Origin of the sequence: Nucisporomicrobium flavum (assembly GCF_016464385.1) — a bacterium.
GTDB classification, from domain to species: Bacteria; Actinomycetota; Actinomycetes; order Mycobacteriales; family Micromonosporaceae; genus Actinoplanes; species Actinoplanes flavus_A.
Genome location: NZ_JADMLH010000004.1, coordinates 159,608 through 172,176 on the forward strand (window position 1 = coordinate 159,608; position 12,569 = coordinate 172,176).

At 72.7% G+C, this 12,569-nt stretch carries 18 protein-coding genes; 9 read left to right on the forward strand and 9 right to left on the reverse strand.

The window, feature by feature from the left end:
* Window positions 1-6: 6 nt before the first annotated feature.
* A complete protein-coding gene (locus tag IT780_RS12355; protein WP_199511637.1) occupies window positions 7-1,233 on the reverse strand; it encodes a hypothetical protein in 1,227 nt (408 codons plus the stop codon).
* Window positions 1,230-1,739: a SigE family RNA polymerase sigma factor gene (locus IT780_RS12360; protein ID WP_199511638.1), complete on the reverse strand. Its 510-nt coding sequence runs from the start codon at window positions 1,737-1,739 to the stop codon at window positions 1,230-1,232. Before IT780_RS12360 ends, IT780_RS12355 begins: the two co-directional genes overlap by 4 nt.
* Before the next feature lie 126 nt (window positions 1,740-1,865).
* Between IT780_RS12360 and IT780_RS12365 the strand changes: the two genes are divergently transcribed.
* From IT780_RS12365 to IT780_RS12380, 4 genes are all read left to right on the forward strand, one after another.
* Window positions 1,866-2,477 (forward strand): sigma-70 family RNA polymerase sigma factor, encoded by a 612-nt coding sequence (locus IT780_RS12365; protein ID WP_199511936.1) that lies wholly within the window; start codon window positions 1,866-1,868, stop codon window positions 2,475-2,477.
* Window positions 2,474-3,220, forward strand: a complete 747-nt coding sequence (locus IT780_RS12370) for an anti-sigma factor (protein ID WP_199511639.1) — start codon at window positions 2,474-2,476, stop codon at window positions 3,218-3,220. The genes IT780_RS12365 and IT780_RS12370 overlap by 4 nt, the downstream gene beginning before the upstream one ends.
* Before the next feature lie 68 nt (window positions 3,221-3,288).
* Window positions 3,289-3,933 carry a fasciclin domain-containing protein gene (locus tag IT780_RS12375; RefSeq protein WP_199511640.1) on the forward strand — a complete coding sequence of 215 codons (645 nt, stop codon included), beginning with the start codon at window positions 3,289-3,291 and terminating at the stop codon, window positions 3,931-3,933.
* Window positions 3,934-3,971: 38 nt separating this feature from the next.
* Entirely contained in the window at window positions 3,972-5,414 is a 1,443-nt protein-coding gene (locus IT780_RS12380; RefSeq protein WP_199511937.1) for a molybdopterin-dependent oxidoreductase, read from the forward strand.
* 1 nt (window position 5,415) lies between these two features.
* On the opposite strand, the gene IT780_RS12385 is transcribed toward IT780_RS12380, so the two are convergent.
* A complete protein-coding gene (locus IT780_RS12385; RefSeq protein WP_199511641.1) occupies window positions 5,416-5,586 on the reverse strand; it encodes a hypothetical protein in 171 nt (56 codons plus the stop codon).
* 296 nt (window positions 5,587-5,882) lie between these two features.
* Here IT780_RS12385 and IT780_RS12390 point away from each other — a divergent pair, with 296 nt between their 5' ends.
* Window positions 5,883-6,221 carry a hypothetical protein gene (locus IT780_RS12390; protein ID WP_199511642.1) on the forward strand — a complete coding sequence of 113 codons (339 nt, stop codon included), beginning with the start codon at window positions 5,883-5,885 and terminating at the stop codon, window positions 6,219-6,221.
* Between the two features lie 3 nt (window positions 6,222-6,224).
* Here the strand turns inward: IT780_RS12390 and IT780_RS12395 are convergent, their stop codons facing one another.
* Window positions 6,225-7,145 (reverse strand): AraC family transcriptional regulator, encoded by a 921-nt coding sequence (locus IT780_RS12395; RefSeq protein WP_233412715.1) that lies wholly within the window; start codon window positions 7,143-7,145, stop codon window positions 6,225-6,227.
* Window positions 7,146-7,536: 391 nt separating this feature from the next.
* On the opposite strand from IT780_RS12395, the gene IT780_RS12400 reads away from it, so the two are divergent.
* The 3 genes from IT780_RS12400 (at window position 7,537) to IT780_RS12410 (ending at window position 8,848) form a co-directional block, all read left to right on the forward strand.
* On the forward strand, window positions 7,537-7,893 hold the full coding sequence (locus IT780_RS12400) for an STAS domain-containing protein (RefSeq protein WP_199511644.1): 357 nt from the start codon (window positions 7,537-7,539) through the stop codon (window positions 7,891-7,893).
* A 107-nt stretch (window positions 7,894-8,000) separates the two neighbouring features.
* Complete coding sequence (locus IT780_RS12405) at window positions 8,001-8,336, forward strand: YnfA family protein (protein ID WP_199511645.1); 336 nt, start codon at window positions 8,001-8,003, stop codon at window positions 8,334-8,336.
* Window positions 8,337-8,392: 56 nt separating this feature from the next.
* A complete protein-coding gene (locus IT780_RS12410; RefSeq protein ID WP_199511646.1) occupies window positions 8,393-8,848 on the forward strand; it encodes a VanZ family protein in 456 nt (151 codons plus the stop codon).
* 37 nt (window positions 8,849-8,885) lie between these two features.
* Here IT780_RS12410 and IT780_RS12415 read toward each other — a convergent pair whose 3' ends face one another.
* From IT780_RS12415 to IT780_RS12425, 3 genes are all read right to left on the reverse strand, one after another.
* Window positions 8,886-9,662: a VOC family protein gene (locus IT780_RS12415; protein WP_199511647.1), complete on the reverse strand. Its 777-nt coding sequence runs from the start codon at window positions 9,660-9,662 to the stop codon at window positions 8,886-8,888.
* Window positions 9,663-9,735: 73 nt separating this feature from the next.
* Window positions 9,736-10,017, reverse strand: a complete 282-nt coding sequence (locus IT780_RS12420; RefSeq protein ID WP_199511648.1) for a DUF3817 domain-containing protein — start codon at window positions 10,015-10,017, stop codon at window positions 9,736-9,738.
* A 2-nt stretch (window positions 10,018-10,019) separates the two neighbouring features.
* Complete coding sequence (locus IT780_RS12425; protein WP_199511649.1) at window positions 10,020-10,523, reverse strand: hypothetical protein; 504 nt, start codon at window positions 10,521-10,523, stop codon at window positions 10,020-10,022.
* Window positions 10,524-10,620: 97 nt separating this feature from the next.
* Between IT780_RS12425 and IT780_RS12430 the strand changes: the two genes are divergently transcribed.
* A complete protein-coding gene (locus IT780_RS12430; protein WP_199511650.1) occupies window positions 10,621-11,607 on the forward strand; it encodes a GlxA family transcriptional regulator in 987 nt (328 codons plus the stop codon).
* On the opposite strand, the gene IT780_RS12435 is transcribed toward IT780_RS12430, so the two are convergent.
* Window positions 11,597-12,067, reverse strand: a complete 471-nt coding sequence (locus IT780_RS12435) for a hypothetical protein (protein WP_199511651.1) — start codon at window positions 12,065-12,067, stop codon at window positions 11,597-11,599. The genes IT780_RS12430 and IT780_RS12435 overlap by 11 nt on opposite strands.
* Window positions 12,068-12,112: 45 nt before the next feature.
* Complete coding sequence (locus IT780_RS12440; protein ID WP_199511652.1) at window positions 12,113-12,514, reverse strand: winged helix-turn-helix transcriptional regulator; 402 nt, start codon at window positions 12,512-12,514, stop codon at window positions 12,113-12,115.
* Window positions 12,515-12,569: the final 55 nt, after the last annotated feature.

A 12,569-nucleotide genomic window follows, 5' to 3' on the forward strand; every position in this document is an offset into this window, starting at 1 on the left:
GGTGGGTCAGCGGCACTCCCACAGCAGCGGGTGGTTGGAGACGCCCTCGCCGCTGGAGTAGCCCGCGGCGGTCCGCCCGTCATCGCTGAAACTGGAGATCAGGTAGTCCTGCCGCCCCTTCGCCTTGCGGTACCCGGGCAGCTCCGTCGTCACGTTGCCGTCGCTGGTGATGACGGGGCGCCGGGCCGTCCCGATGATCCACCCGTTGGCGGCCACCCGGTCGGGCATGCCCGAGTCGTCCGGCAGGCGCTCGTACCGGCCGGTGGCGATGCGGAAGCGGAAGAACTCGAACCGGCGCTCCTGCTCGGTGTCGACGACGGAACGTCCCACCACCCAGCCGTTGCGGATCGACGCCGGCCAGAACATGGTGGCCTTCTTCCCGTCGATCTTCGGTAGCGGCATCGCGCGGTGGGTGCCGTCGGGCAGCCACAGGTATCCGCTGCCCTCCTTGCCCTTGGGCGACACCGTGCCGAGGATGGTGCCGTCCTCGTCGATGTCGATCGCCGCGCCGGACTCCGTGCCGCGCGGTACGGGCAGCTTCTCCGGCTGGGCGGTGATCGAGGACCAGCGGACGGGCAGCCCCTCGTAGATGGGGCCGAGGCTGCCCACCACCACGCCGTCGTCGTTGATCGCCTGGGCGACGGCCTCCCCGCCCGGGATCGGAGTGACCTTGCCGTTGCTGTAGGCGTACGGTCGCACCCCGGGCTCGAAGGTGTATCCCACGGCATTGCCGCGCTTGTTGATGTCCTCGAAGCTCTGATCCTGCCCGCCGATCCGGACGGTGTCGGCGATCTTGCCGTCCTTCCAGATCACCAGGGGACGTGACCCGTCGTCCTTACCGGCCGGGTACGTCCGCCCGACCACCCAGTGCCCGCTGGGGTCGCCGCCGGTGACCAGCGCCTTCTCCACGCCGCCGGTGGGCAGCCGGGTGACCGTGCAGTCCTTCGGCCGCTCGAGCGGGGCGGCGGCGGTGATCGAGGGCGCGGGGGTGGCGACCGGCCGCGGGGCGGTGCCCGGCCGGCCCACCGCCGAGAACGCCAGCGTGCCGCCCGCCGCGGTGGTGGCGGTCAGCGCGACGATCGCCGTGCCGCTCGCCCACCAGCGGGTGAGGCGGCGTCGCCGGCCCTGCGCCATGGCCCGGGACACGTCGATGCGGGGCTGCCCGGCCGGCTCGCCCGCGAGGGGGCGCAGCAGCGCCCGGCCGTACCGCTCGTCGTCGAGGTGGTGTCTCATTGGTTGCTCCCGATCTCGATGCGGTCGCCGAGGATGCGGCGCAGCGCCGCCAGCCCGTGCGACGTCTGGCTCTTCACGGTGCCCTCGCTGCAGTTCAGCGCCCGGGCGACGTCGGCGACGGACTGGTCGCAGAGGAACCGCAGGACGAGTACGGCCTGCTGCCGGGGCGGCACCTGGGACAGCGCGGCGCGCAGCACGGTGCGTTCCTCGACGTCCGGATGGCCGCCGGCCGGGACCGGGCGTTCCGGTGGGGCGCCGAGCCGCACCTTCCACCACCCCCGGCGCTTCTCGTCGAGGAACGTGCGCACCAGGATGGCGTGCACGTACCCGTCGAGGTTGTCCACCCGGCCCATCCGCGGCCAGCGCGCGTAGAGCTTGGTGATGGTCTCCTGCACCAGGTCGTCGGCCTGGTGCACGTCGCCGCTCAGCAGGTACGCGGTGCGCCGGAGCGCCGCCGCCCGCCCGTGGACGTACGCCACGTACTCCGAATCCGTCCCGTCAGCCATCCCAGCTCCCGTCGCCGACACACCTGCTAGACGGAAGTTCGCCGGGTTCGGTTGTACGGCGGCCCATCCGCATAGCGTCCGGCTCCGAATCGACGTTGAATGGCTGTGGACGAAGAGAGGGCCAGCATGGCGGAGTACGGCGTGGCCCGGAACCGGCCCGACCATCTGGCGGCGGTTCCGGCGCCGCCCACGGACGTCGGCGACCTGTTGCGCGGGATCGCCCGGGGTGACGAGGCGGCCTTCGGGCGGCTCTACGACCTGGTGGCGCCGCGCGTCTTCGGGCTGATCCGGCGGGTGCTGCGCGACCCGGCGCAGGCCGAGGAGGTGACGCAGGAGGTGCTCGTCGAGGTGTGGCGCACCGCCGCGCGCTTCGACTCGGCCCGCGGGTCGGCCACCGCCTGGGTGTTCACCATCGCCCACCGGCGCGCCGTCGACCGGGTACGCGCCGAGCAGGCCTCCGCCGACCGCACCCTGAAGGTCGGCGCCGCCTCGGTCGACACGCCGTACGACGAGGTGGTCGACGAGGTGGCCGGCCGGCTGGAGCGCCAGCAGGTGCGCCGGTGCATGGACGATCTCACCGAGCTGCAGCGGCAGGCCGTGACGCTCGCGTACTACCAGGGCCACTCGTACCGCGAGGTGGCCGATCTGCTCGAGACGCCGCTGCCCACGGTCAAGACCCGGATGCGCGACGGCCTGATCCGCCTGCGCGACTGCCTGGGCGTGGAGGTGACCGCATGACCGGAATGGATGTGCACGCGCTGGTGGGCGCCTATGCCCTGGACGCGGTGGACGACCTGGAACGGGTCGCCTTCGAACGGCACCTGGCCGAGTGCGAGGGCTGCCGTACCGAGGTCGACGAGCTGCGGGAGACCGCGGCCCGGCTGGCCGACGGGACCTGGTCGGTGCCGCCGCCGCGGTTGAAGACCGAGGTCATGGCCGCGATCGGCCGGACCCGGCAGTTGCCGCCGCCGGACGCGGCGGGACCGGCCGGCCGGGCGCGGGAGAGCCGCTGGCGCCGGTATTCGGTGGCCGCGGCCGCCGCGGTGGTCCTGGCAGCGGGCACGGGCACGACCGTCTACGCGATCCAGGAGCAGCGGGTACGCGACGAGCGCGCGATCGCTTCGGCCGCCGAACAGCAGCAGCAGCGTACGCAGTCCATCCTCTCGGCTCCCGACCTCGTCGTCCGCACCGCGCCGGTCAAGGGGGGCGGACGGGTGACCGTGGCGTCCTCGGCGTTGCAGGGCGCGAGCGTGGTGACGCTCCAGGCCGACCGGGCCCCCAGCGCCGGCCAGGCGTTCCAGATGTGGACGATCCGCGGCACCGGCAAGCCCGTCTCGCCGGGTGTCATGAACCCCGGGCAGCAGTCCGCGGTGGCGGTGGTCAACGGGGTTCCGGGCAACGACGTCTTCGCGGTGTCGCTGGAGCCGGCGGGCGGTTCGGTGCGACCGGGCACAGTGGTCGCCAAAGTTTCTTTGGCCTGAGAGCAATCCGGCGCGCATACGGGTCCGAATCAGTAGTGAAGGCAAATACCACTACTGAGGGGTACGAAATGCGCGCCACGAAGTTCACCGCAGTCGCTGCGGCCGCCCTGTTCTCCGTCTCGCTGGCGGCCTGCGGCGACGACTCCACCTCGGACGATGCCGGAGCGGCCGCCGCGCCGGCGCCGATGACCTCCTCGGCCGCGCCGATGATGTCGTCGGACGCCGGCACCGACACCATGACCAACTTCGGCTCCGGCTGCGCGGCCGTGCCGAAGGACTCCTCGAACCCGGGCAGCTTCGAGGCGATGGCCCAGGTGCCGGTCGCCACCGCCGCCTCGGGCAACCCGGTGCTGTCCACCCTGGTCACCGCCGTGAAGAAGGCCGGGCTGGTCGACTCGCTCAACACCGCACCGGCGATCACCGTCTTCGCGCCGGCGAACTCCGCGTTCGAGAAGATCCCGTCGAAGGACCTCAACAAGGTGCTCGCCGACAAGAAGACGCTGACCAGCATCCTCACGTACCACGTCGTCCCGGGGAAGCTCGCGCCCGCCGACCTGGCCGGCACGCACAAGACCCTCGAGGGTGACTCGATCAAGGTCACCGGCAGCGGCACCGATTTCAAGGTCGGCGACGCCTCGGTCGTCTGCGGCAACGTGCAGACCGCGAACGCGACGGTCTACATCATCGACTCCGTCCTGATGCCGAAGAGCTGATCACGGTGCTCCGGCGTACGCGTCCGGCCCTGGCCGGCATGCTCTCCGCCGCCCTCGGGGTGGCCGCCGCGGAACTCCTCGCGGCGGCCACCCGGCCGGCGGCCGGACCCCTGGTCGCGGTCGGCGGGGCGGTCATCGACGCGACACCGACGCCGGTCAAGGAGTTCGCCGTACGGACCCTCGGCACGCACGACAAGCCGGTGTTGCTGGGCTCGATCGTGCTGGTCCTGCTGCTGTTCACCGCCGTGGTCGGCATTCTCGCCGCCCGCCGCCGGTGGGTCGCCGTGGCCGGGGCCGCGATCTTCGGTGTCGCAGGCGCCGCCGCTGCGCTGTCCCGGCCGGCCGCCATCGCGTACGACGCCGTGCCGTCCCTGCTCGGCGCCGCGATCGCCGGTACGGTCCTGCTGATCTGGGCGCCCGCCGCGCCCGCTCCACCCGGCCGGCGCCGCTTCCTGCGGACTGCGTTGCTGGTGGCCGGCGGAACCGTCGTGGCCGGCGCCGCGGCCGAGACGGTCAAGCGGATCAAGGGTGGCGCGGTGGCCCAATCCCGCGAGGCGATCACCCTGCCCGCGGCCGCGGACCCCGCGAAACCCCTGCCCAGCGGCATCGCGCCGGGCTTCTACTCCGACAAGCTCTACCGGGTCGACACCGCCCTGACGGTGCCCCGCATCGACGCCGGCGGGTGGCGGCTCAAGATCCACGGCATGGTCCGGGACGAGGTCTCGCTGTCCCTCGCGGACCTGCTCGAGCGGCCCCTCATCGAGCGCGACATCACGCTGAACTGCGTGTCCAACGAGGTCGGCGGGCCGTACATCGGGACGGCCCGGTGGCTGGGCGTACCGCTGGCGCCGCTGCTGGCCGAGGTCGGCGTCGACGCGGCGGCCGACCAGATCGTGGCGCGGTCCGCGGAAGGCATGACCATCGGTACGCCGCTCGCCACAGCCCTCGACGGCCGCGACACGATGCTCTGCGTCGGCATGAACGGGGAACCGCTCCAGCTGGAACACGGCTTCCCGGTGCGGATGCTGACCCCCGGCCTGTACGGCTACGCCGGCGCCTGCAAGTGGGTCACCGAGCTGGAACTCACCACGTTCGCCGACTTCGACGCGTACTGGGTCCGGCGCGGCTGGGCGGCGAACGGGCCGGTCAGGACCGCCTCGCGGATCGACCGCCCGCAGCCCTTCGCCCGGCCGGCCGCGGGGAAGGTGACGGTCGCCGGGGTGGCGTGGGCGCAGGGCCGTGGCATCCGCACCGTCGAGGTACGCGTCGACGACCGGCCGTGGCGCAAGGCGGAGCTGCTGCCCGTACCCTCCTCGGACACCTGGGTTCAATGGCGCCATGAGTGGGATGCGACACCCGGCCCTCACACGCTCTCGGTACGCGCGACCGACGGCACCGGCGACGTGCAGACCGAGCAGCGGGCGACGCCGTACCCGTCCGGCGCGACCGGCTGGCACAGCGTCACCGTGACGGTGGAGTGAGTCAGGGGGCCGTACGCGTCGGGTCCGCGGGCTCCTCGCCCGGCTGCTGGAACTGGGGGTTGTCGGAGTCGGGGCCGCCCCCGGTGATGAAGGCGTCCACCGCGACGTCGTCCTCGATGGCGTCGGCCACCTCCGGGGTCTCCTCCAGCGGCGGCTGATTCTGATCGGTCATCGGTCCTCCAAGAGCCACATGTGCGTCCTGGACCCCGGCATACCCCCCGGTGCAGTTCTCCACGCACCCACGCCGAATCGGACGATCGATTCGTTGGGGCACCAAGCGAGCGCGATTCGGACAGCCGCCGCGCGCATCGGATGGACGGTGCGTAGCGGGCCGAATACATTTCTGCCGTGCCACGTGTATGAGCGTTCCGGCGGGGAAGGCGCACGCCCGTGGCGAGGGGAACATGATATGAGCGATCGCTGGACAGCGTGGCCCCACTCCGGCCCGGCCGAGCGGGGCGAGGCGAGGTGAGCAGTCTGCCCGACGCCGAGCGGGATGCCGGTGAGGTGGTACGGCTGCTCGAGGCGCTCGTGGCGTCGTTGCGGGCGCGCGGGGCCGACCTCGGCGACGAGAGCGAGGCCCTGGCCGCCCTGGCCCGGGACGGCGGTACGGCGGCCGGCCGGGTCCTGGCCTACCTGCGTGCCCTGCAGGGCGCGGGCGACGGGGTGGCGGTCGCGGTGCCCCGGCACCTCGGGCCCTGGCGAGACTGGACGCCGACCCGCGGCAACCTTTTCGAGGGCTTCCACGAGACGTCGGCCAGGGTCGACGAATTCCCTCGGCGCCGGCGCTGCGATCCCGGCGAGTAGCGCCTACCCCCGCGCCCGCAGCGTGTCGGAGGGCGACACCCCGAAGCGGGTCCGGTACGCCGACGCGAACCGTCCGAGGTGGGCGAAACCCCAGCGGTGCGCCACCGCCGCCACCGTCGTGCGGCCCGGATCCTCCGCGCGCAGGGTCTCGTGCGCCCGGGTCAGGCGTACCTGCTGCAGGTAGGCCATCGGCGCGCACCCCACGTGCCGCCGGAACCCCTCCTGCAACGAACGCACGCTCACCCCGGCGACGCGGGCCAGGTCCGCCACCGTGAACGGCCGCTCCGGCTCGTCGCGGATGGCGTCCATCGTGCGCCGTACGGCCCGGGGCGGCATCGCGGGCGCCGGCGCGGTGAGCTCCTCGGTGTAGCGGTGCGGCATGCTCAGCAGCAGCCCCGAGACGATGCTGCGGCGCAGGTGCTCGGCGATCAGCGGCTGCCGGATCAGGCTCCCCGGACGGGCGATCTCGGCGTGCAGCATCCGGACGATCTCGCTCCAGCTGCGTACCGCGCCGTCGCCGAGTGCCACCTGCGCCGGCAGGTCCAGCGGGCCGTCGACCGGATGGCCCAGCAGATCGGCGAGCTCCGCCTCGAGCGCCGAGCGTTCGATCTTGACATCGAGCTCGGCCGAGTGCGCGTCGTGCAGCGTGTACACCGGCTTGCCGGGGCCGTACACGACGGCCGTGCCGGGGTCCGCCGTGAGCTCCTGACCGGCGTGCCGGACGTGCACGCGGCCGCACGTGGGGATGGTGACGTGGTAGGCGTCCAGATCCGTCGACGCGATCGAGACGGCGGCCCCGAAACCGATATGACCGACGGTCAACGGTCCGAGTTGGATCACATCCGCGCGGAACTGGAAGCCCTCCGCACCGTCGGGCGTACCGATGGCCAGCGGATAGAAGAAGCTGGCCAGCAACGATCGCATGTCCTCGATGTCGGAACTGCGAAAACCCGCCGTGGCGCGGTCTGCCAAGGGGGGCGTCACCGTCCTCAGGTGAACGTCAACCATGTCGCACGGCATCCCCACGCATACGGTGAGTATTCGGCCCGGAACAGTGGATCGTCAATCTCGCGCCGACCGGGGGTGACCGATCCAGCACATTCCGGCCAGATGAACTACCCTGGCGTTCCGCGCCTACCTGGCGTAACTTGCAGACCAGCGGATAGTTGTCGGGGCCAGGTCAGCCGGCACCGAGGTCCAGCCGGCACCGAGGTCCAGCCGGCGCCCGGGTGAGGTGCCGAGCCGCGCGGCTGGTAGCGCGAAGACCTCGCGGAACGTTCGGCGTCGCCCGCACGACGCCAGGAAGAGGGCAGCCGTGTATCTGCCGATCACCACTCGCCAGTTGGCCGATGGCACCGTCGAGATCGCCCCCAGCGGGGAAATCGATCTGGACAACGCCCACGTCCTGCGGGACGCCGTCAACGACGTCCTGACCGCGCAGACGCCGGGCAAGATAGACCTCGACCTCCAACGGGTGATGTTGATCGACAGCATCGGCATCGGCATCCTCGTCGCCTGCTTCCACGCGGCCGCCGCGTCCGGCGTGAAGCTCGCGGTGAGCCACCCCAGCCCGACCGTGTACCGGCAGCTCTGGATCTCCGGCCTGGTCGGCCTCCTCGGCTGCGCCGAACCGCCCTCCCCGCGCACCTCGGTGGGCCTGCGCCCCAGCTGACGACGGTCCTGGGGGACCCCGCCGGGTTTGCCGGCCCGGCGGAGGTCCGCAGGCGCGTCTCCCGTTCGCCGCCGCCCGGACGTTTCCTGCCGGGCAGAATGCAGCGCATGTCCGTGCTGCGCTCCGTCGCCCTGTTCCTGCTTGCCGCCGTCGCCGAGATCGGCGGAGCGTGGCTCGTCTGGCAGGGTGTCCGCGAGCACCGCGGCCTGCTGTACGTCGGCCTCGGGGTGGCGGCGCTCGGCGCGTACGGTTTCGTCGCGACCCTGCAGCCCGACCCGAACTTCGGCCGGATCCTGGCGGCCTACGGCGGCGTCTTCGTCGCCGGGTCCCTCGGATGGGGGATGCTCGTCGACGGATTCCGGCCGGACCGCTGGGACCTCATCGGCGCGGCGTGCTGCCTCGCCGGCGTCGCCCTGATCATGTACGCCCCCCGCGGCGCCTGACCGTCCGGCGTGGACCCGGGCCGTGCTCCTCCCGGGTGGCCTACCGTTGACCCATCATGGGGCGACGGGTCACGGTCGGGATGCTGCTTCTGTACGCGGCGGGCGTCATCGCCATCACCATCTTCCCGATCCGCCCGCACCCCGCGTCGTACTGGGCCGACGAGCCGCTCGCCGAGATGTTCCACTGGATCCCCGGCGACGTGGACGCGCCCAGCTTCACGCTCAACGTCATCATGTTCATCCCGTTCGGCATCCTCGTCCCGCTGCTCCGGCCGGCCGCCGACCGTTACCGCCGGCTCGCCGCGTACGCGGCCACCGCCAGCGCGACGATCGAACTGGTGCAGCTCGTGCTGGGCCTCACGGTGGGCAGCCGCCGTACGGTCGACGTCAACGACCTGATCGCCAACACCGCGGGCGCGCTGGCCGGGCTGCTGATCCTGCGGCTGGCGGTGCCGTCCGCGGCGCACCGGTCCGCCGCCTGCCCGCCGCCGAGGCCGGGCCCGGCCGGGTAGCGCGGGCCGGCCCCGGTACCTGGATCAACCGGCACCCTCAGATCAAGAGGTCCGGCTCGACCTGGTGGATCTTGATCGGCATGCCGTCGGGCGTCTCCACGTGCAGGCGGGTACCGAGGTCCGGGTCGACGGCCATCCGGACGATCCGGACCTCCCGGTCGCGCAGCAGCCGCTCCAGGCGGTCCAGCGGCATCGTGGCGGAGAAGTTCAGCTCGACAGTGCTCTCCCCGCGCGCCGGGTCCGGCGGGCGGGTGACCAGCCCGACCTGGGACGTACCGACCTGCATCAGCACCCAGTCGCCGTCCCGCTCGCCGTGCACCAGGTCGCCGCCGAGCTTCTCGTAGAACGCGACCGCCGCGGGCATGTCGGCGACGTGCACCATCGGCTGCAACTGCAGGCCCGGCCAGGGGGCGGGGACCTTCGCCACGCCCCGGCTCGGTGCGTCCCGCTGCTCGGTGTCGGCCTGCGCGGTCGCCTGGGGGGCCTCGGCCGCCGCCGGCGCTTCTTCCGCGGTATCTGTCCGAGCCTCGGCCGTTTCGAGCGGCGCGGCGGTCGTTTCCGTTGCGGTTTCCGTTGCGGCTGCGCCCACCGTCGGCGGCTGGGTCTCGTCGGCGGGGGCGTCCGCCTGCTGCGCCGGGTCGGTCAGGAACGGGGACGCGATCGGGCGCGGGTCGGTCGCGCTCGGCGGGCGGCGCGGGCCGGGAGCCACCGGCGCCGGCGACGAACGCGCCGGGTGCGGGCGCGGCGGGGCGGACTCCCGGCCCCGCGGATCGGCCGTCCTGCCGCCGGCGGCGACCGGTCGTTCCTTGGCCATGACGGGCCTCCTGTCGGGCAACTGTCGGCGCGGCCGGATGCCGTCACCGCAGGGCTCAACGACCCGTACCCGCTCATCGATTCAGCCGGGCGTGCCGACTTCGACGTCCGAGCGTCCGGTGTATCCGGCGAATCGCCAGAAGACCGCCGATACCGGGCACGACCGCGAGCAGCCTGGCCGGCCCGTCCCGGCTCTCCCGCAGCGTCGCTCCCACGACGACCAGGTACGCACACCCGTGCACGGGCCCCACCAGCGAGGCGACCTCGGGTACGTGGACGGTCGCGAGGTTGGCGAGGAGCAGGAGGAGTGAGGCCAGTTCGATCAGCGCGGCGAGGCGCAGGGGGCGCGACGGCACGCTCACACCCCCGTGGTCGAGCCGGGGCGGATGATCATCAGCACGACGACGGTCGCCCACAGCAGGTTGAACACGCCGGTGACCATGCCCAGCCGGGCCGCTCCCCGCTGGTTCTGCCCGGCCGGCGCGGTCGTGCTCGTGCTCGCAGTCTGCGCGCTCGGCTCCGCGAGGGTTGGGCGGGGTCCGCCCGGCTCGGCGAGGGCCGCGGCTTGGGCGGGGAGGATCACGAAGGCGAGGATCACGCCGGCGAGGGCCGTGAGGATCATCGAGGCGATCAGCCAGGCGTCGGTGAGGACGCCCAGGCTGCTCGCGGTCGCGAGGCCGAACACGGGTACGAGCAGGCCGAGTCCCGCGTACACGCGGCAGATGCGGTGCAGGAGCGCCGGTGCGGTGCCGCCGAAGGGCGCCTTTCTGAGCGCGGCGGGGAACATGCTGGCCGCGACGGTCACCGGGCCGATCGCCACGATGGCCGCGAGGACGTGCAGGGACAGGAGCAGTTTCGTCACGGTAGCCGACGGTAGGGAGCACGGAAACTCGCCGACAGTGGCCGGAATGCCACATGCCAACGGATTTCAGCCACGGGTACGGCTAGGCTCCGGTGGCATGCACATCGTGGCCGTACTCGCCCTCGACGGCGTCGTCGCCTTCGACCTGTCGACGCCGCTCGAGGTGTTCGGCCGTACCCGCCTCGCGGACGGCAGCGCCCCCTACGACGTGCGCGTCTGCGCGCCGGACGGTGAGGTCGCCGCGGGTGCTTTCGTCGTACGCGCGCCGCACGGACTGAACGTGGTCGAGGAGGCGGACACGGTCATCCTTCCCGGGGTGGCGGACGTTGCTGTGCCCGTACCGGAAAAGGTCGTGAGCGCCCTCCGCGCGGCCGCGGCGCGCGGCACCCGGATCGCCTCCATCTGCGCGGGCGCGTTCGTGTTCGCGGCGACCGGGCTGCTCGACGGGCGCCGCGCCACCACGCACTGGATCGCCGCCGCCGAGCTGGCCGAGCGGTTCCCGGCGGTCGACGTCGATCCCGGTGTCCTCTATGTCGACAACGGCCAGTTCCTCACCTCGGCCGGCGCCGCGGCGGGACTGGACCTGTGCCTGCACATGATCCGGCGCGACCACGGCTCGGCCGTGGCCGCGGACGCCGCGCGGCTCTCCGTGATGCCGCTCGAACGCGAGGGCGGCCAGGCGCAGTTCATGGTGGCCGAGCAGCCACCCGCCCCGCGCGGCTCCACGATGGAGCCGCTCCTGCGCTGGCTCGGCGACAACTGCGGCCGCGAGTTGACGATGGCGCAGATAGCGGCCCAGGCGGGGATGAGCACGCGCACTCTCAACCGGCGCTTCCGCGAACAGACCGGCACGACGCCGCTGCAGTGGCTGCACCTGGCCCGCGTGCGCCGCGCGCAGCATCTGCTGGAGACGACGGCGGTCACGGTGGACCGCATCGGCGCCACGGTCGGGTTCGGGTCGCCCACGGCGTTCCGGGACCGGTTCAAGCGGGTCGTGGGGACGAGCCCGCACGCCTACCGCCACGCGTTCCGCTCGAAGAACCGCGAAACCGAGGCCGCCACGCCGGTGGGAGTCAGTCGTTGAGCTGTGCTCGCTGGATCTCGTCGAGCGTCGCCGTCATCACCTCCGTCATCGGTCGCGGCCCGATCAGGTGGTCGATGAGCAGCGCCGTGTGCAACGCCAGCTCCTCAGGCTTGGGCGGCGGCGAGCCGTCGTCCTCCCAGACCCCCAGCGCGCCCGCCAGCAGATACAGCATCGTCTGCGGGTCGACCCGCGGGCACCACGCCGCAGCGGCCCGGACGCTGCCGGCCAGCACGCCGCGCACGTCGTCGGCATCCAGGCCGTCCGGATGCGCGTCCTCCAGCAAGAGGCGCACCGCCGTGCCGAGGATCAGCCCGGCCTGGGTCTGGTCCTGCGCGCTGAGCTCGGCGATCGCCTCGGCCAGGGCCACCTCGTCATGGGCGCGCGCACCCGCCACGGCGGCGGAGGTCGCCGCCGCGATGGGCCGGGCCGGTGCGGGCAGCTGCCGCCACTCGTTCGTCACGACACGAAACTAGCCCGGGGGTCCGACATTCCTGGGGCGGCCCGCCTACGCGCCCGAGGCCGCCCGCGAGGTGGCACGCGCGCCGGCCGGGACCGCCGCCTCCGGGAAGCGCTCGATGTTGTCCACCACCCACCTGCGCAGCAGGGCCAGCGGCTCGCACGCGTCCCTGCCGAGCGGCGTCAGCGAATACTCCACGTGCAGAGGCACCGCGGGGTACACCGTACGGTCGATGAGGCCGTGTTCCTCGAGCCTGCGCAGGGTGGCGGTGAGCACTTTCGGGCTCACGCCGTCGAGCTTGGTGCGCAGCGCGCCGAAGCGGCGAGGGCCGTCCTCGAGGGCGCCCAGCGCGAGCGCGCTCCACTTGTTGGCCAGCAGATCCAGCATGTGGCGGCACGGGCAGGAGGCGTCGTAGACGTCGTGCGTACGCCCGCAGGAGGTGGTCGGCATCGGGCCATCTTAGTTCCCTTTGGATACCAGTATCCGTTGACGGTAACTGGGGCGT

Coding starts and splice junctions, on each gene's coding strand:
- IT780_RS12355 (WP_199511637.1), bottom strand. CDS start 1,233: ATGAGACACCACCTCGACGACGAGCGGTACGGCCGGGCGCTGCTGCGC.
- IT780_RS12360 (WP_199511638.1), bottom strand. CDS start 1,739: ATGGCTGACGGGACGGATTCGGAGTACGTGGCGTACGTCCACGGGCGG.
- IT780_RS12365 (WP_199511936.1), top strand. CDS start 1,866: ATGGCGGAGTACGGCGTGGCCCGGAACCGGCCCGACCATCTGGCGGCG.
- IT780_RS12370 (WP_199511639.1), top strand. CDS start 2,474: ATGACCGGAATGGATGTGCACGCGCTGGTGGGCGCCTATGCCCTGGAC.
- IT780_RS12375 (WP_199511640.1), top strand. CDS start 3,289: ATGCGCGCCACGAAGTTCACCGCAGTCGCTGCGGCCGCCCTGTTCTCC.
- IT780_RS12380 (WP_199511937.1), top strand. CDS start 3,972: ATGCTCTCCGCCGCCCTCGGGGTGGCCGCCGCGGAACTCCTCGCGGCG.
- IT780_RS12385 (WP_199511641.1), bottom strand. CDS start 5,586: ATGACCGATCAGAATCAGCCGCCGCTGGAGGAGACCCCGGAGGTGGCC.
- IT780_RS12395 (WP_233412715.1), bottom strand. CDS start 7,145: ATGCGATCGTTGCTGGCCAGCTTCTTCTATCCGCTGGCCATCGGTACG.
- IT780_RS12405 (WP_199511645.1), top strand. CDS start 8,001: ATGTCCGTGCTGCGCTCCGTCGCCCTGTTCCTGCTTGCCGCCGTCGCC.
- IT780_RS12410 (WP_199511646.1), top strand. CDS start 8,393: ATGGGGCGACGGGTCACGGTCGGGATGCTGCTTCTGTACGCGGCGGGC.
- IT780_RS12415 (WP_199511647.1), bottom strand. CDS start 9,662: ATGGCCAAGGAACGACCGGTCGCCGCCGGCGGCAGGACGGCCGATCCG.
- IT780_RS12430 (WP_199511650.1), top strand. CDS start 10,621: ATGCACATCGTGGCCGTACTCGCCCTCGACGGCGTCGTCGCCTTCGAC.
- IT780_RS12440 (WP_199511652.1), bottom strand. CDS start 12,514: ATGCCGACCACCTCCTGCGGGCGTACGCACGACGTCTACGACGCCTCC.